The 25,134-nt window shown below is 73.2% G+C and carries 24 protein-coding genes; 12 read left to right on the top strand and 12 right to left on the bottom strand.

Annotation, left to right across the window (positions count from 1 at the left end; all coding sequences use genetic code 11):
* The first annotated feature begins 167 nt into the window (after positions 1-167).
* On the top strand, positions 168-1,181 hold the full coding sequence (locus tag FVS66_RS21935; RefSeq protein WP_262387148.1) for a lactonase family protein: 1,014 nt from the start codon (positions 168-170) through the stop codon (positions 1,179-1,181).
* A gap of 169 nt (positions 1,182-1,350) precedes the next feature.
* On the opposite strand, the gene FVS66_RS21930 is transcribed toward FVS66_RS21935, so the two are convergent.
* The 9 genes from FVS66_RS21930 to FVS66_RS21890 form a co-directional block, all read right to left on the bottom strand.
* On the bottom strand, positions 1,351-2,268 hold the full coding sequence (locus FVS66_RS21930; RefSeq protein WP_149182888.1) for a hypothetical protein: 918 nt from the start codon (positions 2,266-2,268) through the stop codon (positions 1,351-1,353).
* 88 nt (positions 2,269-2,356) lie between these two features.
* Positions 2,357-3,541: a BadF/BadG/BcrA/BcrD ATPase family protein gene (locus FVS66_RS21925; protein ID WP_149182887.1), complete on the bottom strand. Its 1,185-nt coding sequence runs from the start codon at positions 3,539-3,541 to the stop codon at positions 2,357-2,359.
* Positions 3,538-4,215, bottom strand: a complete 678-nt coding sequence (locus FVS66_RS21920) for a uracil-DNA glycosylase (protein ID WP_149182886.1) — start codon at positions 4,213-4,215, stop codon at positions 3,538-3,540. Before FVS66_RS21920 ends, FVS66_RS21925 begins: the two co-directional genes overlap by 4 nt.
* 35 nt (positions 4,216-4,250) lie before the next feature.
* Positions 4,251-5,336, bottom strand: coding sequence for a sialidase family protein (locus FVS66_RS21915; RefSeq protein ID WP_149182885.1), 1,086 nt, complete (start codon positions 5,334-5,336; stop codon positions 4,251-4,253).
* A 192-nt stretch (positions 5,337-5,528) separates the two neighbouring features.
* Positions 5,529-6,881: an FAD-dependent oxidoreductase gene (locus FVS66_RS21910; RefSeq protein ID WP_149182884.1), complete on the bottom strand. Its 1,353-nt coding sequence runs from the start codon at positions 6,879-6,881 to the stop codon at positions 5,529-5,531.
* A gap of 136 nt (positions 6,882-7,017) precedes the next feature.
* Positions 7,018-7,623 (bottom strand): TetR/AcrR family transcriptional regulator, encoded by a 606-nt coding sequence (locus tag FVS66_RS21905; RefSeq protein ID WP_149182883.1) that lies wholly within the window; start codon positions 7,621-7,623, stop codon positions 7,018-7,020.
* Between the two features lie 197 nt (positions 7,624-7,820).
* Positions 7,821-8,507: a phosphatase PAP2 family protein gene (locus FVS66_RS21900; protein ID WP_149182882.1), complete on the bottom strand. Its 687-nt coding sequence runs from the start codon at positions 8,505-8,507 to the stop codon at positions 7,821-7,823.
* A gap of 139 nt (positions 8,508-8,646) precedes the next feature.
* Positions 8,647-9,582 carry a M56 family metallopeptidase gene (locus FVS66_RS21895; RefSeq protein ID WP_149182881.1) on the bottom strand — a complete coding sequence of 312 codons (936 nt, stop codon included), beginning with the start codon at positions 9,580-9,582 and terminating at the stop codon, positions 8,647-8,649.
* A 111-nt stretch (positions 9,583-9,693) separates the two neighbouring features.
* Positions 9,694-10,272: a DUF5134 domain-containing protein gene (locus tag FVS66_RS21890; RefSeq protein ID WP_149182880.1), complete on the bottom strand. Its 579-nt coding sequence runs from the start codon at positions 10,270-10,272 to the stop codon at positions 9,694-9,696.
* 157 nt (positions 10,273-10,429) lie between these two features.
* Here FVS66_RS21890 and FVS66_RS21885 point away from each other — a divergent pair, with 157 nt between their 5' ends.
* Entirely contained in the window at positions 10,430-10,978 is a 549-nt protein-coding gene (locus tag FVS66_RS21885) for a GNAT family N-acetyltransferase (RefSeq protein ID WP_149182879.1), read from the top strand.
* Here the strand turns inward: FVS66_RS21885 and FVS66_RS21880 are convergent.
* Entirely contained in the window at positions 10,962-13,580 is a 2,619-nt protein-coding gene (locus FVS66_RS21880; RefSeq protein ID WP_149182878.1) for an ATP-dependent Clp protease ATP-binding subunit, read from the bottom strand. The genes FVS66_RS21885 and FVS66_RS21880 overlap by 17 nt on opposite strands.
* Before the next feature lie 213 nt (positions 13,581-13,793).
* Positions 13,794-14,477, bottom strand: a complete 684-nt coding sequence (locus FVS66_RS21875; protein WP_149182877.1) for a glycerophosphodiester phosphodiesterase family protein — start codon at positions 14,475-14,477, stop codon at positions 13,794-13,796.
* Positions 14,478-14,757: 280 nt separating this feature from the next.
* On the opposite strand from FVS66_RS21875, the gene FVS66_RS21870 reads away from it, so the two are divergent.
* The 4 genes from FVS66_RS21870 to FVS66_RS21850 all read left to right on the top strand — a co-directional run bounded on the left by FVS66_RS21870 (position 14,758) and on the right by FVS66_RS21850 (position 19,130).
* Positions 14,758-16,155 carry a DUF6421 family protein gene (locus FVS66_RS21870; RefSeq protein WP_149182876.1) on the top strand — a complete coding sequence of 466 codons (1,398 nt, stop codon included), beginning with the start codon at positions 14,758-14,760 and terminating at the stop codon, positions 16,153-16,155.
* Between the two features lie 59 nt (positions 16,156-16,214).
* Complete coding sequence (locus tag FVS66_RS21865; RefSeq protein WP_149182875.1) at positions 16,215-16,973, top strand: SDR family NAD(P)-dependent oxidoreductase; 759 nt, start codon at positions 16,215-16,217, stop codon at positions 16,971-16,973.
* Positions 16,970-18,049 carry a low specificity L-threonine aldolase gene (locus FVS66_RS21860; RefSeq protein WP_149183013.1) on the top strand — a complete coding sequence of 360 codons (1,080 nt, stop codon included), beginning with the start codon at positions 16,970-16,972 and terminating at the stop codon, positions 18,047-18,049. The genes FVS66_RS21865 and FVS66_RS21860 overlap by 4 nt, the downstream gene beginning before the upstream one ends.
* Before the next feature lie 388 nt (positions 18,050-18,437).
* Positions 18,438-19,130 (top strand): phenylalanine--tRNA ligase beta subunit-related protein, encoded by a 693-nt coding sequence (locus FVS66_RS21850; protein WP_149182874.1) that lies wholly within the window; start codon positions 18,438-18,440, stop codon positions 19,128-19,130.
* Between the two features lie 81 nt (positions 19,131-19,211).
* Here FVS66_RS21850 and FVS66_RS21845 read toward each other — a convergent pair whose 3' ends face one another.
* Positions 19,212-19,934 (bottom strand): lysophospholipid acyltransferase family protein, encoded by a 723-nt coding sequence (locus FVS66_RS21845; RefSeq protein ID WP_149182873.1) that lies wholly within the window; start codon positions 19,932-19,934, stop codon positions 19,212-19,214.
* Between the two features lie 231 nt (positions 19,935-20,165).
* On the opposite strand from FVS66_RS21845, the gene FVS66_RS21840 reads away from it, so the two are divergent.
* The 6 genes from FVS66_RS21840 (at position 20,166) to FVS66_RS21820 (ending at position 24,762) form a co-directional block, all read left to right on the top strand.
* The gene (locus FVS66_RS21840; RefSeq protein ID WP_149183012.1) at positions 20,166-20,468 is read left to right on the top strand and encodes a thioredoxin family protein; all 303 of its coding nucleotides are present in this window, start codon (positions 20,166-20,168) and stop codon (positions 20,466-20,468) included.
* 85 nt (positions 20,469-20,553) lie between these two features.
* Entirely contained in the window at positions 20,554-20,634 is an 81-nt protein-coding gene (locus tag FVS66_RS36925; RefSeq protein ID WP_399226066.1) for a putative leader peptide, read from the top strand.
* 52 nt (positions 20,635-20,686) lie between these two features.
* A complete protein-coding gene (locus tag FVS66_RS21835; RefSeq protein WP_149182872.1) occupies positions 20,687-21,241 on the top strand; it encodes a flavin reductase family protein in 555 nt (184 codons plus the stop codon).
* A gap of 191 nt (positions 21,242-21,432) precedes the next feature.
* Positions 21,433-22,218: an electron transfer flavoprotein subunit beta/FixA family protein gene (locus FVS66_RS21830; RefSeq protein ID WP_149182871.1), complete on the top strand. Its 786-nt coding sequence runs from the start codon at positions 21,433-21,435 to the stop codon at positions 22,216-22,218.
* Positions 22,219-22,307: 89 nt separating this feature from the next.
* The gene (locus FVS66_RS21825) at positions 22,308-23,282 is read left to right on the top strand and encodes an electron transfer flavoprotein subunit alpha/FixB family protein (RefSeq protein WP_149182870.1); all 975 of its coding nucleotides are present in this window, start codon (positions 22,308-22,310) and stop codon (positions 23,280-23,282) included.
* A 184-nt stretch (positions 23,283-23,466) separates the two neighbouring features.
* Positions 23,467-24,762: a DUF6986 family protein gene (locus FVS66_RS21820; protein WP_149182869.1), complete on the top strand. Its 1,296-nt coding sequence runs from the start codon at positions 23,467-23,469 to the stop codon at positions 24,760-24,762.
* Positions 24,763-25,134 lie beyond the last annotated feature (372 nt).

Raw genomic sequence — 25,134 nt, 5'->3', positions numbered from 1 at the left:
GCAGCTGCTAGCGTCGGCCCCGTCATGGCCTCATGGCCTCATGGCGGGACCGGCCGACCGGGAGGGGCAGCGCGGTGGAGCGACAAGGGCGTCGGGGTGAGCGGCGCGGAGCCGACGAGGCGCCGAGCGGAACCGGTGGAGCGGGGCGCGCGGGGCGGCGGGCCTTCATCGGCTCCTTCACCTCCGCGGGGGGCCTGGGCGTCACCGCCGCCACCGTCGACCCCGCGACCGGCGCCCTGACGCCGACGGGCTCGACGGACGCGGTCGCCGACCCGTCGTACCTGGCGCCAGGGCCCGACGGCGCGGTCCTGTACGCCGTCTCCGAGGCCGATGAGGGCGCCGTCGCCGCGTTCGACGTCTCCGGCCCCGTGCCCCGGCTCATCGGCGCCCCCGAGCCCGTACACGGCTCCGGGCCGACGCACCTCGCATACGCCGCCGGCCATGTGGTGACCGCGCACTACGGCTCCGGCGGCGTCAGCGCGCACCCCGTCGGCCCGGACGGCGCGCCCGGCCCGCTCACCGGCCTCGTGCGCCACCGGGGCTCCGGCCCCGACCCGGACCGGCAGGCCGCCCCGCACGCCCACCAGGTGCTGCCCACGCCCGACGGAGCATGGCTGCTCACCGTGGACCTCGGCACCGACTCCGTACGGGTCTGCGTCCTCGACGAGACCGCCGGCACCCTCGCCGTCCACGGCGAGAGCGCGTTGCGCCCGGGCAGCGGCCCCCGGCACCTCGCGTTCCATCCGGACGGCGGCCACGTCTACGTCCTCGCCGAGCTGGCGCCGACGCTCACCGTGTGCCGCTGGGACGCCCGCACGGGCACCCTCGTGCCGGTGCGCGACGTCCCGGTGCGGCCGCCGGGCGCCCAGGGCGTGGGCTATCCGTCCGGCGTCGCCGTGAGCCCCGACGGGCGGCACGTGTGGGCCGCCGTGCGCGGCGACGACACCATCGCCGTCCTGGAGCTCGACGGGAGCCACGAGCGGCCTCGACTGGCCGCCACGGTGCCGTGCGGCGGCCACTGGCCCAGGGACCTCGCCCTGGACCCCGATGGGCGGCGCCTGTACGTGGCCAACGAGCGCTCGGGCGACGTCACCGGGTTCGACATCGACCCGGGGACCGGGGTGCCGTCCCGTGCGGGCGCGGTGGCGGCACCTGCGGCTTCCTGCGTGGTCCTCGGCTGACACACGGAGGGCCCGCACCGCCGCTCACGCGCGGTGCGGGCCCTCCGTACAGGTATCCCGACAGGTGTCCCGACAGGTGTCCCGACAGGTGTCCCGACAGGTGTCCCGACAGGTGTCCCGACAGGTGTCCCGACAGGTCTTCCGACGGGTCTCCCGGCCTCCGGGGCCGTCAGCGGACCGGAGTCCCCGGCTGCTGCGGCGAGATGCCGAGCAGCGTCATGTACTGCGACAGCACCAGCTTGCCGACCGCCGGATAGGCGCCCAGCGACTCGGCCACCGAGCAGTCCGCCTCCTTGGCCGCGTCCTCCAGCAGTCCGGCGGGCGCCTCCGGGCCGACCAGGTAAGGGGCGAGGGCCAGCTGTACCGAGCCGGAGCCGCGCAGCTGCTCGGCGACCGCCGCCACCGAGCCGTCCTGGTCCAGCGCGGCCGCGATCACGGGCACGGCGAGCCGCGCCGCCAGCAGCATGCCGGTGATACCGGCCGCCTGGACGGCCTCGGCGCCACCCGTCGTCGCCAGCACGATGCCGTCCGCCGCCGTCGCGACGGTGAACAGCCGCGCACGGTCGGCGCGGGCCAGGCCGGCCTCCGAGAGGCGCACATGGAGCGCCTCGGCGAGCAGCGGGTGCGGGCCCAGCACATCGGTCAGCTCGGCGGGGGCGCCGCTGTCGGCCACCGCCTGCTGTATGCGGCCCATCAGGGCGGCGTCGGGGCCGACCAGCAGCGGCACCACGACGGCGGCCGGGCCCTCGGGCTCGGCGACCTCGCGGCCCGCCGCCCTGGCCAGCTCGTACCGCTGCACGCGGAGCGCCGCGGCCTCCCTCAGGACACCCGCCAGCGAGGCGTATTCGGTGTCGTCCCCGTCCAGGAAACCGATGCCGGCCTCCAGGCCGGGCAGCTCGGAGCGCGCGATGCTCACGAGCTCTTCCGCCAGGCTGCGCACAGCGGCGGAAGGCTCGCCGGGGACGGCGAGGACGAGTGCGGGCGCGCCCTCGGGCGCCGCCAGGGGTTCGGGGCGACGGTGCCGCCCGGACTGGCGGGGGCGTGGCATTCGTACAGGCAGGCCAGCGGGCCCAGTGGGGGAGCTCATGGCGCCGCATGCTACTGGTTTTGTCCGCCCCGCTGTTCGGGGAGGGGGCATTCCCGCTCCCTATGCGCAGGTTTGTCCGATGCGCCGGTCAGCCGCCGAAAGTGTCCAGCAATCCAGGCTCCCTGGGGAGCGCCAGCGCGCCGGTGGCGAGCGCGGCCGCGACCGCGAGCGCGCCGGTGAGCGGGTCCCCGGCCGACGGCACCGGCCGGGCGCCCGGCAGTTGCTCCGCCAACTCCGCGCGCAGGGGTACGAGAAGGGGCTCGCCGACTCGGAACAGACCACCCGTCAGGGCCACGTCGCCCGCGCCGCCCGGCGGGTGCACGGCGGCCGCCGCCTCCGCGATGTGCCGCGCCGCCCGCGCCAGGATGCCGGCCGCCACCGCGTCGTCCGCCGCGCACCGCGCCACCTCCGGCGCGAACGACGCCAGCACGGCGGCCCGGTCCTGGCGCGGGTACAGCAGGCCCGGAAGGCCGGCCACGGGCCCGAACACGGCCTCGGCTCGGCCCAGAAGCGCGGGGGAGCCGCCGCGTCGCCCGTCGTGGGCGCGCAGGGCCGCCTCGAGACCCGCGCGGCCGATCCAGGCGCCGCTGCCGCTGTCGCCCAGCAGGTGCCCCCAGCCGTCCGCGCGGCGCCAGCACGTCAGATCCGTGCCGAGCGCGACAACCCCGGTCCCCGCGGCGACCATCGTCCCCGGCCGCTGCCCGAGCGCCCCCGCGTACGCGGTGACGGCGTCGGAGGCCAGCGCGACGCGCCCGACCCTCAGCGCATCCCGCAGTGCACCGGGCACCACGGCGCGCAACTCGTCACCTAGCCCGGCCATACCGGCGGCGCCCACGGCCACGGCAGCGAGGACCGGCGGGCCGCCGACCGCACCGGCATCCCCGGGTGAGGGCGCACTTCGTGCTGTGCCGGCCTCTCTCCGGGGCACGGCCTCACTCGACAGGGGGGACCCCAGTCGTCCATCCCGCAACCCCCGCCCGGGACCGTTACCGTCCGCTCCGGCACCCAAGGTCGCCGCTCCGGCACCCAAGGTCGCCGCACCGGCGCCCCCGGCCGCGCCCGCCGCCGCGAGCAGGCTCTCGGCGGCGGGGACCAGTCGCTTCAGCAGCCGTGCCGCGTCGATTCCCGCAGGGCCCGTCGGCACCGGTTCCTCGAAGGCCCGGGTCGCCACCGTCTCCACGGCACCGCCGCCCCGCGCACCCCGCCCCAGGGCGACCCGCAGCCCCGACCCGCCCGAGTCGACGCCGAGCACCCACAGGCGGGTTGCCGTCATGGCAGGCGCCAGTCGACCGGCTGCGCCCCCTGACGTACCAGCAGCTCGTTCGTGCGGCTGAACGGCCGGGAGCCGAAGAAACCGCGGTCCGCGGACATGGGGGAGGGGTGTGCCGACTCGATGGCCGGGAGGTCGCCGAGCAGCGGCCGCAGGTTCCGGGCGTCCCGCCCCCACAGCACGGACACCAAGGGCTTGCCGCGTGCCACAAGGGCCCTGATGGCCTGTTCGGTGACCTCCTCCCAGCCCTTGCCGCGGTGCGCGCCCGGCTTGCGGGGCGCCGTCGTCAGCGCCCTGTTGAGCAGCAGCACCCCCTGCCCGGTCCACGGCGTCAGATCGCCGTTGGACGGGCGCTGCAGGCCCAGGTCGTTGTGGAGTTCGCGGAAGATGTTCTCCAGGCTCCCCGGTAGCGGCCGTACATCCGGCGCCACCGAGAAGCTGAGCCCCACCGCGTGCCCCGGTGTCGGATACGGGTCCTGGCCGACGATCAGGACTTTCACCTCGTCGAACGGCTGCTGGAACGCGCGCAGGACATTCGGCCCGGCCGGGAGATAGGTGCGCCCCGCGGCGATCTCCGCACGGAGGAAGTCCCCCATGGCGGCGATGCGTTCGGCCACGGGGGCGAGGGCGTCGGCCCAGCCCGGCTCGACGATTTCTTTCAACGGTCGTGCTGCCACGGCCGTCACTCTACTGGCGCAACCGCCCCCTCCCGTCACTCGACTACCGCCGCCCGTACGCAGAGCACATCGGGCAGATGTGAGGCCAGCAGCCGCCAGCTGTCGCCGTCGTCGGCGCTGGCGTACAGCTCGCCGTTACGGTTGCCGAAGTAGACGCCCGCCGGGTCCGCGCCGTCCGTGCACATCGCGTCCCGCAGCACCGTGCCGTAATGGTCGCCCTCGGGCAGCCCCGCCGACAGCGCCTCCCAGCTGCCGCCCGCGTCACTCGTACGGTAGACACGGCACCGCCGCTCCGCCGGCACCCGGTCGGAGTCCGCGTTGATCGGGAAGACGTAGGCGATGTCGGCGTGGCGCGGGTGCGCGACGGTGGCGAAGCCGAAGTCGGAGGGCAGGCCGGCGCCGATGTCGGTCCACGAGACGCCCGAGTCGTCGCTGCGGTACACACCCCAGTGGTTCTGCAGATACAGCCGGTCCGGGTCGCCCGCGTCCTGCGCGATCTTGTGCACGCACTGGCCGAACTTCGGGTGCGGGTCGGGCAGGAACACCGCGGACACCCCGTCGTTCGACGGCGACCACGTCCTGCCCCCGTCCAGGGTGCGGAACACCCCGGCCGTCGACACCGCGACCGTCACCGCGTCCGGGTCGCGCGGGTCCGTGACGACCGTGTGCAGCGCCTCGCCGCCTCCGCCCGGCTGCCACCGCGACCGCGTCGGGTGCTCCCACAGGGGCCGCACCAGCTCGAACGTCTCGCCCTCGTCCGTCGACCGGAACAGCGCGGCAGGCTCCGTCCCCGCGTACACCACGCCGGGCGCCGCCGGGCCCGCCGGGTGCAGCTGCCAGACGCGCTCCAGCGAGGCGCCCGTGTCCTGCGGGAACTTCACGGCGGGCGCCGGCGGTTCCGTCCAGGTGACACCCAGGTCGTCGGAGTGGAACACGGACGGGCCCCAGTGCAGACTGTCCCCGCCGACCAGCAGCCTGGGCGTGCTCCGCCGCAGGTCGATACCGATCGAGTACACGGCCTGCGCGTTGAAGTGGGGCCCCTCGAACTCCCAGTCGCCTTTTCGGCGACGGCCGACGAAGAGTCCCTTGCGGGTGCCTACGGTCAGCAGTACATCGGTCATGGCCGACACCTCCAGGACGCCGTTGTCGCGGATACGGGCCAGTCTGCACCCGCCCACTGACAACGGCCGCCGGAACACCCCCGCCGCAGGTCAGCGGGGTACACCCGGCTGGCTCAGGCCGGTCCGGCTCGCCCTCGCCGGGCTCGGCCCCGGCCGCGCCAGGTGCCCGGCCGCGTCAGGTGCCCGGTCGCGTCAGTGGCCGTCCGTCGCCGCGGAGAGCAGCCCCGGCCAGTCCGGGATCTTCACGGAGCCCCGGCCGAGCGTGCGGCCCAGGGCCTCTTCCGCCTCCTCGATGGAGAGCCAGCCCGGCCACTCGACCGGACTCTGACCCCAGGCCCGGAGGGCCGCGAGCGGGTCGTCGGCCACCGTGCGCCGGGCCAGCAGCGAGGCGTCGTGGAGCACCGAGGCGGCGGTCTCCTTGGCGCAGGGGCGGTTCGTGCCGATCACCCCGCTCGGGCCCCGCTTGATCCATCCGGCCACGTACTCGCCCAGCGACGGAGTCCCGTCCCGCAGCACCCGCCCCGCGGCGTGCGGGACCGTCCCGCGCGTCGGGTCGAACGGCAGTCCCTCCGGCGGCGCGCCCCGGTAGCCGACCGCCCGCAGCACCAGCTGCGCCTCGATGTCCTCGTACGCACCCGTGCCCCGCACGCCGCCCGTACCGTCCGGCACCGTGCGCTCGAACCGCACCGCGGCCACCCGGGCGCCCTCGCCCAGGATCTCCACCGGCCGCAGGAAGAAGCGCAGCCTGATGAACCGCTCGGCGGGCTCCACGGCGCGCTGTGCCGTCGCCCAGCCACGGACGACCTCGACGTTCCGCCGGTTCACGGCCGGCAGCCCGGACGGGTCCGCGTACGCCGGGTCGAGCGCCAGGTCGGCCGGTTCCACCCCCACGCGCGCGGTGGGCAGTGCGCCCAGTTCGCGGAGCTCCTTGGTGGTGAACCGGGCCTGGGACGGGCCGCGCCGGCCCACCATGTGCACCTCGCGGACCCCGCTCGCCGACAGCGCGCCCAGGGCGCCCTGCGGCACATCCGTGGGACGCAGCTCGTCCGGCCCCCGGGCCAGGACCCGGGTCACGTCGACGGCCACGTTGCCGACGCCGATCACCACCGCCGACCGGCCGTCCAGGGCGAAGCCGAACGCGGACGCGTCCGGGTGCGCGCTGTACCAGGACACGAAGTCGGTCGCCGAGCAGCTGCCCGCCAGGTCCTCCCCGGGCACGCCGAGCCGACGGTCCCGCGCGGCGCCCACGCAGTACACGACCGCGTGGTACAGCTCCAGCAGCCGCCCCGGCGTGAGCTCGGCCGTGCCGACGCCGACATTGCCGACGAACCCGATCCGCTCGTGCTCCAGGATCGTACGGAGGTTCCTCTGCAGGGACTTGATCTTCTCGTGGTCGGGCGCCACGCCGTAGCGCACGAGCCCGTACGGACACGGCAGCCGGTCGAGCACATGGACCTGTATGTCGGGCACCAGGGTCTGCTCGACCAGTGACTGGGCGGTGTAGACCCCGCTGGGGCCCGAACCGACCACGGCGACACGAAGCACGGCCGCGCTCCTTCCCGCGGAGGCTTCCAGCATCCCACCGGGACCCGACGGACGGGAGGGTCCGTACGAGCCCCACCGCGGCCGGACGGGCCCACACGGCCGTCACCGCCGTGCCCGCGGCGCCTCGGTCAACGGCTCACGGCTGTCCTCCGTCCGGTGGAACGCCCAGCTCCCAGTCGAGCCCGTACCGCTGGAACAGCTCCGCCCGGAGCCGTGCGTGCGGCATCGGCGCGCCCGGCAGCAGTATCGCGAAGACCGCGCCCATCAACAGCGCCCGCAGCAGCGGGTAGTCCGTGTCCACGTCCCGCGACCCGTACCGCTCCACCGTGTCCCGCAACAGCCCCGCGAGCCGCTGCTGCTCCGGACACCGTACGAACCCCTCCGCCTGGAGGATCCCCGCCATGTGCGTCCGCATCAGCATCGGCTGCTCCACCGCCAGGCCGAGGATCGCGTCGACGGCCCGGGCCAGCCGCTCCCGGCCGTCGTCGGTACGCGGCTCCCGTTCCAGGGCCGCCGCCAGCGTCCGGTGCATCAGCCGGTGGACGGCCGACTGGAGGAGCTGCCGCTTGCCGGGGAAGTAGTACGAGACCAGACCGCGCGCCGAACCGGCCCGGTCGGCGATGTCCGCGAGCGTCGTGGCCTCGTACCCACGCTCGGCCACCAGTTCGACCGTCGCCTGGAGGAGTCGCTCCCGGGAGCGCCGCCGGAGCTCTTCATTGACCGATGCGCTCCGCGGGCACATGCTTATCTCCTGCGTTGACTGGCTCCCAGCCAATATACTCAGAGCGTCCTCGCCGACACGCACCGCGTCGTCGGTGAGGGGGCTGTGTGTCATCCGGACCGGGCGACGCGGGGGATCGCCTGGTCCGCGGTGGCACACATCCACACAAGCCGCAGCCCCCGGCTCTCGCCTCCGGCCCATCGCCGGGCGGCGGTCCATCACCGCGCGAGGGCGCCCTCCACGGCCGTTCTCCGCCGCTCGTACGCGACCACCGCCGCGGCCACCACACAGCCGCCCAGCAGCCAGCCGCCCACCACGTCCGACGCCCAGTGCACCCCCAGGTACAGCCGGGTCAGCCCCACGCCCAGCACCGACACCGCCCCTGCCCAGGCCACCAACCGCACCACATTCCGGTGCGCCACTCGAGCGGCCAGCCACCACAGCAGCCCGCACACCACCGCCGCCGTCATCGCGTGACCGGACGGGAACGCCCCGAAGTCCGCCGAGTCCACCGGGTCCGGCCACCACGGCCGCGCCCGCCCCGCCACCGCCTTCAGCCCCTGCACCACGACCGCCGCCACCACGCCCGCCACCGCCGACAGCCAGACGAGCCCCCGCTCCCCGCGCCGCCACAGCGCGATCGCCGCGACCGCCAGCAGGGCGCGCAGCGTCCACGGATCCCACACCCAGTCGGACAGCACCCGCGTGCCCCGGGTGAGAACGGGACGGCGTACCGCGGACGCGTGTAACTCCTCGGCCACCGTCCGGTCGAACGCGATCAGCGGACCCCACTCGACGACCACGAGCAGAGTGAGAGCCACCGCCGCGGCCCCGCTCCCCACCGCCCCCACGACGGCGCGGGCGAGTGGGACGGGAGTGACGGGTGTGTACGTGGGTGAGGGCATGGAGGCATCCTGCCCGCCGAGCGTCGCGGCATCGCCGCGACAGCGCCGTCGAGGTCGTGTCCGGCGGATCATGCCTGGGCCGCGGGACAAGGGCACCCGGCTCGGATGTCGGCATGATCCGCCGGACACTCCCTGGCTACTAGGCCAGCGCGCTCAGCCCCGGTGCCAGGGCCACGGCCAGGGGAACGGCCGGTACGAGCGCGGCCGCCGCTGTCAGGCGCAGCCGCCGCCCGGGAGTGAGCCGCGGCTCGGCCGTCAGCAGCCGGTTCACACGCTGCGGCACATGGGCGTGGGGCGTGGGGCACGGCCCGAACACGCCCCGGTCCTCATTGAGCCCGACCAGCGCCAGCGCGATCGTCAGCCGCCCGTACCGCTTGGAGGCCGAGTCGTCGGCGGCCAGCTCCACCAGCCGGTGCATCTCGGCCCGGAACGCCGCGAACACGGGAATGCGCGGGAACCCCTCGGCCAGCGCCGACGCGCAGTGCAGCAGCCAGTCGTGCCGGGCCCGGGCGTGCCCCTGCTCATGGGCCAGCACCGCGTCCAGCTGGCGGCCCTTCAGACGGCGCAACGCGGCAGTGGTGATGATCAGTTGGGGCGCCGTGCCGGGCATCCACCAGGCGCCGGGGCGGTCGCCCTCCAGCAGCACCAGCGGCCTGGAACCGGCCTCCTCGTCCGGCAAGAGGGGGGCGCGCACCAGGAGTTCGGCCCGCTGCCGCCTCCGCCGTGCCCGGGCCCTGCCCACCTCGCGGGTGAGCATCGCGCCGGTCCACAGCCCGCCGCACGCCAGGGCCACCGCGAGCGCCGCCGACCAGGGGCCGAGCGCGCCGAGCGCGTACGCATCGACCACCGCGGCCGGCGCCGTGGCGAACATCTGGCCGCGTACCGCCTGCCAGGCGGCCGCCGCGCTGAAGGTCATCGACAGGGCGAAGCTCAGCAGCACCGCCGCGACCACGCACTGCCACACCCACAGTGCGACGATCGGCTCACGCTCCGGCCAGTCCGCCCGCGCCAGCAGACGCGGGGCCACGGCGCCGGCCAGGACACCGAGCGCGAGCAGCGCGAGGGAGACCCACATACCGTCAGCCTATGAGCGGGACGGCGCTCATAGGCACGCGCCGAGGAGGAAGTGACGTACGCCACGGTTTCGAGCGCCGCTCTGAACTTCACCGCCCGCCATGAGTTCTGCTCATACCGTGCACAGCATCGCGAGCATGGCGACCGCCATGACCAGCCTGCAGGCGTCCGCCAGCTCCGGCTCCCCCTCACCGGCCGCGGCCGGGCCCGACGCCGTGGCCGCCAGGGGAACAAGCCGCGTCCCCGCGCGCAGCACCCACACCGCGTAGTACGCGAGCAGCGCGCCCGTGACGAGCGGAACCCCGCCCCCCGCGTGCCCCACATGGCCGATGTGCCCGGCGTGCACGCCACCCGCGGCCGACCCGGCCGCCGGCACCGCCATGTACACCATGGCCAGCGACCCCACCAGATGGTGCAGATGGTGGCCCCCCGGACCGCTGCCCCGCAGCGCCCACGCGGCCCGCACCGACGCCGCGCCGAACACCGTCGCGTACACGGCCCACGACCACTCCGGCGGCGCGACGACGACCGCCGGCACCCCCATCACGGCCATGCCGAGGCCCATCACGGCCTCGCTCCCGGCCTCCCGGCGCCGCCCGCCCGCGCACCGCCGCATCCGCAGCAGGCAGTACAGGCCCGTCACCCCGCACAGCGCCACCAGCAGCCACCCGGCCACGGCAGGTCCCCGCACGGTCACCCCCCTCGGCCCTCGACCCTTCGACGGGACGGAACGGATCCGGCCGTAGGACGATGCCCGCCACCGTCGGGCGCACGCGAGCGCAAGGGCGTACGGAGGGGGCGCGTTAGGCTCGGTGGGCGAACCGCACGCCGATGGGAGACCGCTGACGATGGACACCGCACCGCTCCAGGACGCCGGGGAGACCTACCGCGACGCCGTCGAGGCGGACGTGTCCGCGCTCGTCGCCCTCGTCGAGTCGGCGTACCGCGGTGACACCAGCCGGACCGGCTGGACCACGGAGGCCGACATCCTGGAAGGGCAGCGCACCGATCCGGAGGGGGTCCGCGAGGTCATCACCGCGCCCGGGTCCCGCCTCCTGGCCGTCGAGCGGGCGGGCGAGCTGGTCGCCTGCTGCCAGCTGGAACACCGCGGTGACGCCGCCTACTTCGGCATGTTCGCGGTCCGCCCCGGGATGCAGGGCGGCGGGCTCGGCCGGCGCGTGCTCGCGGAGGCCGAGCGGCTCGCGCGCGCGGAGTGGGGCGTGCGCCAGATGCACATGACGGTGATCTCGGTCCGCGACGAGCTGATCGCCTGGTACGAGCGGCGCGGCTACCGCCGTACGGGACGGATGACCCCGTTCCCGTACGGCGACGAGCGCTTCGGAGTGCCGCGCCGCGCCGACCTCCGGTTCGAGCTGCTGGTCAAGGAGCTGGGCTGACACCGCCCGCGGCCTCCGGCTCCGCACCGGCCTCCGGTTCCGTACGGAAGTCCAGCTTGCCGTCCGTGACGTCCACGCGGACCCGGCCGCCGACCGGGAGCCGCCCGTCGAGGAGCAGCCGGGAGAGCTCGTTGTCTACCTCCCGCTGGATCGTGCGGCGCAGCGGACGGGCGCCGTACTCCGGCTCGTAGCCCTGTCGGGCCAGCCAGTCGACGGCCTCCGGTGCGAAGTCCACCGTCACCTCCTGGGCCCGCAGCCTGCGCCGGGTCTCCTCCAGCAGCAGGTCGGTGATCTGCCGCAGCTGCGTCTCCTCCAGGCGGCGGAAGATGACGATCTCATCGATGCGGTTGAGGAACTCGGGACGGAAGTGCTCGCGCAGCGGGCGCAGCACCCGGTCCCGGGTCGCGGACTCGTCGGCCGCCGCGTCCGCTCCGAACCCGAGCACGCCCCGGCCCGAGCCGATGGCCTCGGAGCCGAGGTTGCTGGTCATGACGATGACGGTGTTCTTGAAGTCGACGGTGCGGCCCTGCGAGTCGGTCAGCCGCCCGTCGTCCAGCACCTGGAGCAGGATGTTGAACACGTCCGGGTGGGCCTTCTCCACCTCGTCGAGGAGGAGCAGCGAGTACGGGTGGCGGCGCACCGCCTCGGTGAGCTGTCCGGCCTCCTCGTGACCCACGTATCCGGGCGGGGCGCCGACCAGCCTGCTGACGGTGTGCCGCTCCTGGAACTCGCTCATGTCGAGCCGCACCATGCGCTCCTCGCTGCCGAACAGCGCGTCCGAGAGGGCGCGGGCCAGCTCGGTCTTGCCGACGCCGGTCGGCCCGAGGAACAGGAAGCTGCCGATGGGGCGGCGGGGGTCCGCGAGGCCGGCCCGGGAGCGCAGCACCGCCTCGGAGACCGCGGCGACCGCCTCGTCCTGGCCGATGACCCGCTCCCGCAGATGGGCCTCCAGGCCGAGGAGCCGTTCCTTCTCCTCCTGCGTGAGCCGGCTGACGGGGATGCCGGTCTGGCGGCTCACGACCTGGGCGATGTCCTCCGCGGTGACCTCCAGGACACGGTCGTCCCGCATCAGGGGTTCGCCGCGGCCGGCCTTGATACGGGCCTCGAGCTCCTGGATGCGGTCACGCAGCTCGGTGGCCCGCTCGTACTGCTCGGCGGCGACGGCCTGGTCCTTGTCGCGGGTCAGCTGCTCCGCCTCCCGCTCCATGGCGCGTACGTCGGTGTCCTGTGTCCGGGAGCGCAGCCGCACCCGGGCCCCGGCCTGGTCGATCAGGTCGATGGCCTTGTCTGGCAGGAACCGCTCGGTGAGATAGCGGTCGGACAGCTCGACGGCGGCGCGCAGCGCGTCCTCGGTGTAGCGGACCTGGTGGTGGGCCTCGTACCGGTCGCCCAGGCCTCGGAGGATCTCCAGCGCGTCCTCGGGGCTCGGCTCGGGGACCAGGATGGGCTGGAAGCGGCGGGCGAGCGCCGCGTCCTTCTCGACGTGGCGGCGGTACTCCTCCAGCGTGGTCGCTCCGATGACATGCATCTCGCCCCGGGCGAGCGCGGGCTTGAGGATGTTGCCCGCGTCCATCGAGCCGCCCTCGCCACCGCCGCCACCGCCGCCGGCCCCGACGACCGTGTGCAGCTCGTCGATGAAGACGACGAGTTCGCCGGAGTGCGCCCGCACCTCGTCGATGATGGCGGTCATGCGCTCCTCGAAGTCGCCGCGGTAGCGGGTGCCGGCGACGACGCCCGTCATGTCGAGGGCGACGACGCGGCGGCCGGAGAGGGTGTCGGGTACGTCGCCGTCGGCGATGCGCTGGGCGAGGCCCTCGACGACGGCGGTCTTGCCGACACCGGCGTCACCGATCAGGACGGGGTTGTTCTTGCCCCGCCGGGAGAGCACCTCGATGGTCTGCTCGATCTCCAGCTCCCGGCCGATGACCGGGTCGACACGGCCCGCGCGGGCCAGGTCGGTGAGGTCGCGCCCGTACTTGTCGAGGGTGGGTGTGCCCCGCTGCGGTGCCGGGCGCTGGTCGGCGGCGGTGTTCTCCCAGCCGCCGGACGGGGCGCCGCGCTGTCCGGACGGCCCCGACGGCGGGCCCGGGACGGAGCCCGGGTCGAACCTGGCCGCGCGCAGGATGCGGCCCGCCGCCGAGTCCGGGTTGGCGGCCAGCGCGGCCAGCACATGCTCCGGGCCGATGTAGGAGGCGCCGATGTGCCGCGCCAGGTCGTGGGCGTCCAGGAGGGCGCGTTTGACCGCGGGCGTGACGGCGATCCGGGACTGCGGAGGTCCCTCGCCGGCCGTCCGGTCGATCTCCGCGATCAGCTCGTCGGGGTCGGCGCCGGCGCGGAACACCAGGTCCCGTGTCGGCTCGGTGTCGAGTGCGGCGCGCAGCAGGTGCTCGGTCTCCAGGTCCGCGCTGCCGTGCTCCGCCGCGTACGAGGCGGCGTCGTCCACCATGCGGCGGGCGGGTTCGCTCATCATGCGGGCGATGTCGCTGTACCGGGGACCCCGGCGTGCCGCCGAGGAGGCCGGGGTGCCCCCGAACAGGCGGGCCAGAAACTCACTGAACGGGTCGGGGCCGAAGCCCTCGGGTCCGACGAAGCCGCTGCTCATATGTGACCGTCCCAGATATCCCAGTCCGTGCCTGTCCGTCCAGGATTCATGCCGAACACGGCAAAATCCAGCCACGCGGGTTCCCCGAGAGGCACCGGCTACACATGGGACACGGCCGACTCCGTGCCGCACGCCCCACGCGGCACCGCACACGGCGGCAGCGGGCGCGGGGCGCGCGGTGGGGGAGGGGCCCCGTGCGGGAGAGGCGCGGGGTCAGGCGATGAACCGGCACGTGCGCCGGATCTCCGGGTAGTCGGTCGTGGCGCCGTCGAGCTCCAGGGCGCGGGCCAGACGCAGGTGCTGCGGGGTGTTGACCACCCAGCCGATGACGCGCAGGCCGGCGGCGCGGGACCGCTCGGCGGTCTCCAGGGTCAGGCGGCGCATGTTCAGCGCCACCCCGTCCGCGCCGACCGTGAGGGCGCGCTCCACGATGTCCGGCCCCCAGCGGCTGGCGATCAGCACCGTACGTACCCCGGGGACCAGCCGGGTGATCTCCGCGACGGCCGCGTCGTGGAACGACGACACCTCGACCCGGCCGATCAGGTCGCGCCGGTGCATCACCTCGGCCAGCGCCCGCGCGGCCGCCACGTCCTTGATCTCCGCCTGGAGCGGGGAGGCCACCGTCTCCAGCACCTCGTCGAAGACCGGGACCCGCTCGCCCATCCCGGCGTCCAGCTCGCGCAGCTCGGCGAGCGTCTTGTCGGCGATCGGACCGGTCCCGTCCGTGGTCCGGTCCACATCGGCGTCGTGCATGACGACGAGCGCGCCGTCCTTGCTCAGGTGCAGATCCAGTTCGATGGCGTCCATCCCCGCCTGCTCGGCGCGGACGAAGGAGCGCAGGGTGTTCTCGGGTTCGACACCCATGACTCCGCGATGACCGATGGTGACGAAACTCAAGGTCTTCTCGCTTCCGTCGACGGCGGATCCCGCGCGGCACGGCTGCCCACGCGGACCAACCGCAGCGTAACCGTCCGGCTCCGGAGCGGAACCCATCGTGCGCGGAACGGTGAGGCGTATGTCTCCCGCGGTCGATGCGAGCGCCCCGACCCCTGTCTGACGGGAAAAATGTCGGCGATCACGGGGCTCGACAGGATAATTTCCATCGGGGCCCCTTGTGGTGAAGAACCTCAGATGGATACGGTGCTTTAACGCGAGGTTCTCCCGTGGAGGAAGTGAGATGACGGAAATTCTTGTGCATGACGTTGCCGCCGGAGGTGTGTCCATCGACACGCGCGTGGTCGACCACCCTGCATGGCCCGAGCTCAAGAATGCCGTGGAGGAGATCCGCGTCTGGCAGTCGGCGGACGGCTCCATCGACTTCGAGACCGAGAACGCCCCGGCCCGCGCGGACGCCGACACCGCGCTCGACCGGATCGCGACGGCCGTCGAGCGGCTCTCCCCGCTCCTCCCGCACGCCGCCGCGTATCACCGTGCCCTCGTCGCCGACCTGCGCAAGTGGGCCGACGGCGGCTACGGCGTCCCGGACTTCCTGGACTCCCTGATGGAGTTCCACCCCGCCGCCGAGCGGGTCGACGGCCGCCAGTACCTCGTCGTGTTCCCGATGTACACGCAGAACGGCAACCCGGACCGCAATCTCGAAGCCGTGGTGCTGCGCATGGTGTGGCCGGAGTGGCTCTCCGAGCTGGAGGCCACCCGCTACGACAACCCGCTCTTCTGCGGCATCACCTTCGAGGACTTCACCTCGGGCTACGACACCAACTCGGCCGTCCTCTTCCCCGAGACCGTCGCCGTCCGCGAGGCCCCCGAGCGGTTCACCTGGGGCGGCATCTTCTGCGACCGCGAGGCCGCGCGCTTCCGTCGCGTCACCGAGGCCGCCGTGGACGTCCTGGGCGTCGAACTGCCCGAGGACATCAAGGAGATGCTCGGCGACCAGCAGCGCTGCCAGCAGGCGTTCGTCCTGTGGGACATGGTCCACGACCGCACCCACAGCCACGGCGACCTGCCGTTCGACCCCTTCATGATCAAGCAGCGCCAGCCGTTCTGGATGTACGGCCTGGAGGAGCTGCGCTGCGACCTCACCGCCTTCAAGGAGGCCGTGAAGCTGGAGGCCGAGGGCAACCGGCACGGCCGGGACGTCCAGTACGCCGTCCTGTTCGACCGGATGTTCCGCTTCCCGGTCACCGGCGACCGCGTCCGCAACTACGACGGCCTGGGCGGCCAGCTGCTCTTCGCGTACCTCCACAAGCACGACGTGGTGCGCTGGACCGACAACACGCTGCACATCGACTGGGACCGTGCCCCCGAGGTCACCAACCAGCTCTGCGCCGAGATCGAGAAGCTGTACCGCGACGGCATCGACCGCCCCAAGCTGGTCCACTGGTTCGCCGCGTACGACCTGGTCTCCACCTACCTCGCCCCGCACCCCGGCTCCCACTGGGCCAAGGGCCCCGATGCCCTGGACCTGTCGAAGCCGCCGCGCAAGCTCGTCGACGACGTGCTTCCGGACGAGTTTCCGCTCAGCATGTTCTACGAGGCCCTCTCCAAGAAGCTGAAGTCCGTGATCGCCTCCACCAAGGGCATCACCCCCGCCGACGTCGAGCGGGCAGCCGCGTGAGCGCGCACACGCAGGGTAGGACCGGTACATCCGGTACGCAGACGCAGGAGGCGAGGACCATGACGAGCAACGGGAACGGCGGGCCGCTGGACGGTGCCGTGATCGCGGTCGCCGGAGCGGCGGGCCCGGCGGGCCGTGCCGCGCTGCTGCGGCTCGCGGAGGCCGGCGCGACCGTCGTCGGCGCCGACGCCGACCCGGAGCGGCTCGCCGGAGCGGTCGACGCCGCCCGGTACGCGCACGGCGGCGCGACCGTCACCGGTGACACGGTCGACCTGCTCGACCCCGCCGCGACCCGCGAGTGGGCCGACAAGACCGAGAAGGAGTTCGGGCGCGTCGACGGCCTGGTCCACCTCGTCGGCGGCTGGCGCGGCAGCGCCACCTTCGGCGACACCGACCTCGCCGACTGGGACGTGCTGGAGAGGCTTCTCATCCGCACCGTCCAGCACACCTCCCTCGCCTTCCACGAGGCGCTCAAGCGCAGCGACCGGGGCCGGTTCCTCCTCGTCAGCCAGTCCGGCGCCAGCAGCCCGACCGAGGGCAACGCCGCGTACGCGGCGGCCAAGGCCGCCGCGGAGGCGTGGACACTCGCGCTCGGCGACTCCTTCCGCAAGGCGGGGGGTGAGGACGGCCCCAAGGCGGCTGCTGCGATCCTGGTGATCAAGGCACTGGTGCACGACGCCATGCGCGCCGAGCGCCCGAATGCGAAGTTCGCGGGCTTCACCGACGCCAAGGACCTGGCCGACGCCATCGCCGGCGTCTGGGACCGGCCCGCCCAGGATGTGAATGGACAGCGTCTGTGGCTGACCCCCAAGCCGTGACCCCGGCGTTCCCCACCCGTACCGACGCACGTCGTCACCACGACCCGTCGGTCCGGGGCTTCGCCAGCGACAACTACGCGGGAGCCCACCCGGAGATCCTCGCGGCCCTCGCCCTCGCCAACGGCGGCCACCAGGTGGCCTACGGCGAGGACGAGTACACCGATCACCTCCAGCGCGTGATGCACAGCCATTTCGGTCCTACGGCCGAGGTGTTCCCGGTGTTCAACGGCACCGGCGCCAACGTCACCGCCCTCCAGGCGCTCACCGACCGCTGGGGCGCGGTGATCTGCGCCGAGTCCGCGCACATCAACGTGGACGAGGGCGGCGCGCCCGAGCGCATGGCCGGCCTCAAGCTGCTCACGGTGCCCACGCCGGACGGCAAGCTCACCCCCGAGCTGATCGACCGGCAGGCGTTCGGCTGGGACGACGAGCACCGGGCCATGCCGCAGGTCGTCTCCATAGCGCAGAACACCGAACTGGGCACCGTCTACACGCCGGACGAGATCCGCGCGATCGTCGAGCACGCCCACGGCCTGGGCATGAAGGTGCACGTCGACGGCGCCCGGCTGGCCAACGCGGCCGCGTCGCTGAACGTGCCGATGCGCGCGTTCACCAACGCGGTGGGCGTCGACGTCCTGTCGTACGGCGGCACCAAGAACGGGCTGGTCTTCGGCGAGGCGCTCGTCGTCCTCAATCCGGACGTGGGCCACCACATGAAGCATCTGCGCAAGATGTCCATGCAGCTCGCCTCCAAGATGCGGTTCGTGTCCGTGCAGTTCGAGGCGCTGCTCGCGAAGGACCTGTGGCTGCGCAACGCCCGGCACGCCAACGCGATGGCGCAGCGGCTCGCCGAGGGTGTCCGCGCGGTCGACGGCGTGGAGATCCTCTATCCGGTGCAGGCCAACGCCGTGTTCGCGCGGCTGCCGCACGACGTGAGTGTGCGGCTGCAGAAGCGGTTCAGGTTCTACTTCTGGGACGAGGCCGCCGGCGACGTGCGCTGGATGTGCTCCTTCGACACGATGGAGGACGACGTGGACGCGTTCGTCCTGGCGCTGAAGGAGGAGATGTCCCGCTAGGGCTCTCCGTACACACCCGATACACACCCGATACACGCCTGATGCTTGTATGAGTATGCGGCCGACCGGAAGTCGATTGACGTCCGGTCGGCCGTGTCCGTACGCTCCGCGGATATGGGGCCGATCCCCCCGTCCTGCGGCGGGCCGGAGTCCGCCACCCTGTGCCGCTGGCGGTTCGGGGCGATTCTCGGGCCGGTCGCCGTCGGTGGGCGCGTGGCTGCGCCCGACGAGGAGCGGCTGGCGTTCCCTGGGCGATCGAAGTTCAATGGACTGAACTGTGAAGTATTGTATGCTGCACCTTGTCCGGTGGTGCTGAGGGCCCTGCGGGCCGCCACCGACCGGTCACACCTGTGGAAGATCCGGCCCACGGAACTCTGAACGGCGGACCATGACCATCACGCTCACCGTCCACGACGAGGTCCGCACCCTCGTCCCCGGCTTCACCCACCTCGCCGTCGAGGCGCACGGTCTGGTAAACGGCCCCAGCGATCCGGCCAGTTCCGCCCTGCTCGAAGACGCGGCCCGCCGCCTCGCCGACCGCCTCGACGGCCGTGCCCCGCACGAGGACCCGAGCATGGCCGCCTGGCGGGCCGCCTACACCGCGTTCGGCGCCAAGCCTTCCCGTACCCGCAACTCCGCCGAGGCGCTGGCGCGGCGGGCCCTCGTCGACGGCGGGCTGCCGCGCATCAACCGGCTCGTCGACGCGTACAACGCGGTCAGCGTCGCCCACCTCGTCCCCGTCGGCGGCGAGGACGCCGACCGCGTCCGCGGCGGCATGCACCTCGTCCGCGCCACCGGCGACGAGCCGTTCGCCACCGCCGCGGCCGGCGCCGAGGTCGTCGAGCACCCGGAGCCCGGCGAGATCGTCTGGCGCGATGACGAGGGCGTCACCTGCCGCCGCTGGAACTGGCGCCAGGGTGTCCGCACACGGCTCACCGAGGAGTCCGTGAACGCCCTGTTCCTGCTGGAGGGCCTCGCGCCGATGACCCCTGCCGAGCTGGCGGCGGCAGGGGCGGAACTCGCCGAGTCCCTGGAGAAGCTCAGCCCCGGCGCCCGCGTCACGGTCCACGCGCCGGTGTGAACCCGGGCCCGCGTGAGCAGCGAGGCGCGCGGCCCCGCCCGGCCCGTGGCGTGCCCGGCCCCGCCCGGCCCCCGCGGTGCGCTACTTGGCCTCGCGCAGCTGCGCCGGCGACGGCGCGGTGCCGCCCAGGTGGGCCGGAATCCACCAGGTGTCGTCCGCGTCCTTCGGGCGCACCGGGTAGGCGCGCTGGGCTGACTCCAGGAGCTCCTGGACCCGCTCGCGCAGGCGCCGCGTGATCGCACCCGCGTACTGGTCGGTCGGCGCCTCCATCGGCTCGCCCACCCGGATCGTCACCGGGATGTGGCTGCGCTTGAAGTTGCGCGGCCGGCCCTTGGTCCACAGCCGCTGCGTACCCCACAGTGCCATCGGGATCAGCGGCACGCCCGCCTCCTGGGCCAGCCGCGCCGCACCCGACTTGAAGCTCTTGAGCGTGAAGGACTGGGAGATCGTCGCCTCCGGAAACACACCCACGATCTCACCGGAGCGCAGCGAGTCCAGCGCGTGCCGGTACGCCGCCTCACCCTGTTCGCGGTCCACGGGGATGTGCTTCATGCCCCGCATCAGCGGCCCGGAGATCTTGTGCCGGAACACGGCCTCCTTGGCCATGAAGCGCACCAGACGCTTCTGCGGCAGCGCCGCGAGACCGCTGAAGATGAAGTCGAGATAGCTGATGTGGTTGCTGACCAGGACCGCCCCGCCGCTGCGCGGGATGTTCTCCGAACCCTGAGTGTCGATCTTGAGGTCGAGCGCCTTGAACATCCCGAGAGCGGCGCCGATGACCGGCCGATAGACGAGTTCTGCCATCAGGAGAACACCCTTCTTCTATGCCTGGGGAGGGTTCTCCCGGCGGAAGTTACGCAGCCGTAGGTTTTCGGCATGGGGCAGATGCTGCCCCATGTACCGCGCACAGGCCACCCCAGGGGCGTTCACCGGCCGAGATAGGGGCGAGATACTCGTCACGTCAGGCCGGCGCCTGGGTGGACGGATGGACGGAAGGTGGCAGAGGTGCGAGAGGGTACGCACGGGCACGGGCGGATGCTCGGCCCGGACCGACTGGGCGCCGAACTCGGCGAGCGCGCCACGCTCGTACAGTTCTCCACCGCCTTCTGTCAGCCCTGCCGCGCCACCCGCCGCACCCTCGCCGATGTGACGGCCATGGTCGACGGCGTCGCCCACGTCGAGATCGACGCCGAGGAGCACCTCGCCCTCGTGCGGGACCTCGGCATCACCGCCACGCCCACCGTTCTCGTCCTCGACGCGGCCGGCCGCGTCGTCCGGCGGGCCGTCGGCCTGCCACGCAGGGCGGACGTCATCGCCGCCCTCGGCCGCGCCCTCTGAACCCCCCGCTGACCGGCCGTGATGCGCGTCCCATCTTCCGGTACGCCCTTGACGGGGCCGGTCGCACGTCGCCAGGCTGACGCCCGTGCCCTACGAAATCCTTCTCCACGGGCGGGCCCATGTGGATCTGGCCCGCAACGCGAGCGCGCTCTGTCCGGGTGTCTGAGAAGCCACGGACCACCGACTCACGCACGCGCCCCACGCAGAAGGACAATTCCATGACGGTCACGCCCGACCTCGGCACCGCACCCCTCGCCGACCCGGTCATCGCCGACCCGGTCATCGCCGGCCCCGAACTTCTCCGCTCCGCCTTCCGCCGGCACGCCTCCGGTGTCGCGGTGATCACGGCACCCGGGGATCCGGCCCATGGAGGCCGGCCCGTCGGATTCACCGCCAGCTCCCTGACCTCCGTCTCCGCCGAGCCGCCGCTCGTCTCGTTCGGCATCGGCACGTCGTCGTCCAGCTGGCCCGCCGTCTCCACGGCCACCCACGTCGGCGTCCACGTACTCGGTGAGGACCAGCGGGACCTGGCCGCCACCTTCGCGCGCAGCGGTGCCGACCGCTTCGCCGCCCCGACCCGCTGGACCCCCGGTCCCGGAGGCGTCCCGGTACTCGACGGCGTCCTCGCCTGGCTGGTGTGCCGGGTCGTCGGCCGCGTCCCCGCCGGAGACCATCGCATCGTCGTCGCGGAGGTCGTGGCGGGTGACCCGGCGGCCGAGGCGGGCCGGCCGCTGCTCTACCACCACGGTCGCTTCAACGCTCTGCGGGACTGACAGATCCCGGTTACTCAGCGTTGGCAAGGTCACAGTTCAAAGCGCTTGCTTAGCGGGAAGGCACCCGGTGTACTGATGAGTAATATTTCGTTGCGGGGCGCCTGTCGCCCCGAGCGGAAACCGCCCCATCAGGCGCCTATGCTGCGTGCAACAAGGCAGCCCAGTAATGACGATGCAGTAGGAGAGCCGGCGTGAGCTTGAGGATCGTTGTCTGTGTGAAGTACGTGCCCGACGCCACCGGCGACCGGCACTTCGCCGATGACCTGACCGTCGACCGCGACGACGTCGACGGCCTGCTGTCGGAGCTGGACGAGTACGCGGTCGAGCAGGCGCTGCAGATCGCCGACGAGGCCGACGACGCGGAGATCACCGTGCTGACCGTCGGTCCCGAGGACGCCAAGGACGCCCTGCGCAAGGCGCTGTCCATGGGTGCCGACAAGGCCGTCCACGTGGAGGACGACGACCTGCACGGCACCGACGTCATGGGCACCTCGCTCGTCCTCGCCAAGGCCATCGAGAAGACCGGCTACGACCTGGTCATCTGCGGTATGGCGTCCACCGACGGCACCATGGGTGTCCTGCCGGCGCTTCTCGCCGAGCGTCTGGGCGTCCCGCAGGTCACCCTGCTCTCCGATGTCTCCGTCGAGGACGGCACCGTCAAGGGCCGCCGCGACGGCGACGCCGCGACCGAGCAGCTCGAGGCGTCCCTGCCGGCCGTCGTGTCCGTGACGGACCAGTCGGGCGAGGCCCGCTACCCGTCCTTCAAGGGCATCATGGCCGCCAAGAAGAAGCCGGTGGAGTCCCTGGACCTGGACGACCTCGACATCGACGCCGACGAGGTCGGCCTCGAGGGCGCCTGGACCAAGGTCGACTCCGCGGCGGAGCGTCCGGCCCGTACGGCAGGCACGATCGTCAAGGACGAGGGCGAGGGCGGCAAGCAGCTGGCCGAGTTCCTCGCGAGCCAGAAGTTCATCTAAGGCTCGCGAGCGCAGAGCGCAGAGCGCAGAGCGCAGAGCCCGAGCTATCGACAGCCCCTCAGACTTCGCATTCGCAGGAGAGCAATCCCATGGCTGAAGTTCTCGTCTACGTCGACCACGTGGACGGCGCCGTCCGCAAGCCCACCCTGGAGCTGCTGACGCTGGCCCGCCGCATCGGCGAGCCGGTCGCCGTCGCCCTCGGCTCCGGCGCCGAGGCCACCGCCGCCACGCTCGCCGAGCACGGCGCGGCCCGTGTCCTGACCGCCGACGCCCCCGAGTTCGCCGACTACCTCGTCGTCCCCAAGGTCGACGCGCTCCAGGCCGCGTACGAGGCGGCGTCCGCCGGCGGCTCCCTGGCCGCCGTGCTCGTCCCGTCCTCCGCCGAGGGCAAGGAGATCGCCGCCCGCCTCGCGGTCCGTATCGGCTCCGGCATCATCACGGACGCCATCGACCTCGAGTCCGGCGACGAGGGCCCGGTCGCGACGCAGTCCGTGTTCGCCGCCGCGTTCACCACCAAGTCCCGCGTCTCCAAGGGCACCCCGGTCATCACGGTCAAGCCGAACTCGGCCGCCGTCGAGGCCGCTCCGGCCGCGGGCGCCGTCGAGGCCCTCACGGTCTCCTTCTCCGAGAAGGCCACCGGCACCAAGGTCGTCTCCCGTACCCCGCGCGAGTCGACCGGCCGCCCCGAGCTGACCGAGGCCGCGATCGTGGTCTCCGGCGGCCGTGGCCTCAGCGGCGCCGAGAACTTCTCGCTCATCGAGGGCCTGGCCGACACGCTCGGCGCGGCCGTGGGCGCCTCGCGTGCCGCCGTCGACGCCGGCTGGTACCCGCACACCAGCCAGGTCGGCCAGACCGGAAAGTCCGTCTCGCCGCAGCTGTACATCGCCACCGGTATCTCCGGCGCGATCCAGCACCGCGCCGGTATGCAGACCTCGAAGACCATCGTGGCCATCAACAAGGACCCCGAGGCCCCGATCTTCGACCTGGTCGACTACGGCGTGGTCGGCGACCTCTTCGAGGTCGTCCCGCAGCTCACCGAGGAGATCAAGACCCGCAAGGGCTGATCTGCGACATCTTCACGGCCCGGGGCCGCGCGGTGCACTCACCGCGCGGCCCCGCGCCGTTCCGGCAGATCATCGGGGCGGTGGTGCGACGGCATTGACGCAGCTCAGCCGCCGCGGATAACTTCACTATACGGATTGTTGATTCCGGGAAGCGGAAATCGCTCAGAGTGGAGGGCTACGGGTCATGGGTCAGCAGGAGCAGGTGGCGACCAGCCTCGCCGGCGCGGTCAGCGAGGGCATCAGCGCCTCCCTCGCCTCGGTGGACGCGGAGCTCGCCCGCCGCTACCCGGGCGACCCCGGCACCCGCCAGCCCGTCCACACCGTCTACGTACCCGCTGACGCCTTCGCCGCCGACACCATCCGCTCCTGGGGCGACCAGGCCCTCGCAGCCCTCGACGAGCACGCCCCGGACGCCGCCTCCCTCGCCGCCGTCCTCGGCCTGTCGGGCGAGCTCGCCGAACCGGTCCACGCGCGCGTGCGGGCCAAGCTGGAGCGCGAACCCGTCGAGGACCTGCGTGTCGACTTCGAGGACGGCTACGGCGGCCGCACCGACGCCGACGAGGACCGCGACGCCGCCCGCGCCGCCCGCCTCGTCGCCGAGGCGTACCGGAACGGCACGGCCGCTCCGTACACGGGCATCCGCATGAAGTGCATGGAGGCCGCCGTACGAGACCGCGGCATCCGTACGCTCGACATCTTCCTCACCGGCCTGATGGAGGCCGGCGGCCTGCCCGGAGGGCTCGTCCTCACTCTCCCCAAGGTCACCTATCCCGAGCAGGTCACCGCGATGGTGCGGCTGCTGGAGGAGTTCGAGAAGGCGCGTGGCCTGGAGCCCGGCCGGATCGGCTTCGAGATCCAGATCGAGACCAGCCAGTCCATCCTCGCCGCCGACGGCACCGCCACCGTCGCCCGCATGATCGACGCCGCCGAGGGCCGCGCCACCGGACTCCACTACGGCACCTTCGACTACAGCGCCTGCCTCGGCGTCTCCGCCGCCTACCAGGCCGGCGACCACCCCGCCGCCGACCACGCCAAGGCCGTCATGCAGGTCGCCGCGGCCGGCACCGGCGTGCGGGTCTCCGACGGCTCGACGAACGTCCTCCCCGTCGGCCCCACCGAGAAGGTCCACGACGCCTGGCGGCTCCACTACGGGCTCACCCGCCGCGCCCTCGCCCGCGCCTACTACCAGGGCTGGGACATGCACCCCGGCCACCTCCCCACCCGGTACGCCGCAGTGTTCGCCTTCTACCGCGAGGGGTACGAGCAGGCCGCCGCCCGCCTCGCCGCTTACGCCAACCAGGCCGGTGGCGACGTCATGGACGAGCCCGCCACGGCCAAGGCTCTCAGCTCGTACCTGCTGCGCGGCATCGACTGCGGCGCCCTCGACACCGCCGAGGTGGACCGCCTCACCGGCCTCACCCGCGCCGATCTGGACCGCTTCTCCGCCCCGCGGCGCGGAGACCTGACGGCCGCGCAGTGAGCGCTTGCCGGCGGGCGCCCGCCGGGACTGTCACGCCTGCCCCGTGCCTTGTCCGCGTGCACCGTCGCGGGGCTGGGACCGGCTCGCCGTCCAGACCGCTGCGGCGATACCGGCAGGCGCCGCCGCAGCGGCCGTCGCCGGTCGCCGCTGTGAGCCGGGGGCCCGTCGTGCGGAACGACCGCTCGCCCCCGCGTCCGTCCTGCGCGTGCTGCGCCTCGCGCGGCGCGGCGGACGGCCGGGGAGCGACATGTGCCCATGTCCGCCGGACGCGGAACCACACAGGATCGATCACCTCGCGAGGCGAGGCCCCGAAGGCCCGCCCCGGCCTACGGGTCGGCGCGCCCGCCACTCTGCCTACGGGGCGGTCTCCCC

The organism is Streptomyces sp. TRM49041, from assembly GCF_008271805.1.
Lineage (GTDB): Bacteria > Actinomycetota > Actinomycetes > Streptomycetales > Streptomycetaceae > Streptomyces.
Note: the sequence above shows the minus strand (reverse complement) of the source record. Positions and strands in the feature narration are given on the sequence as shown.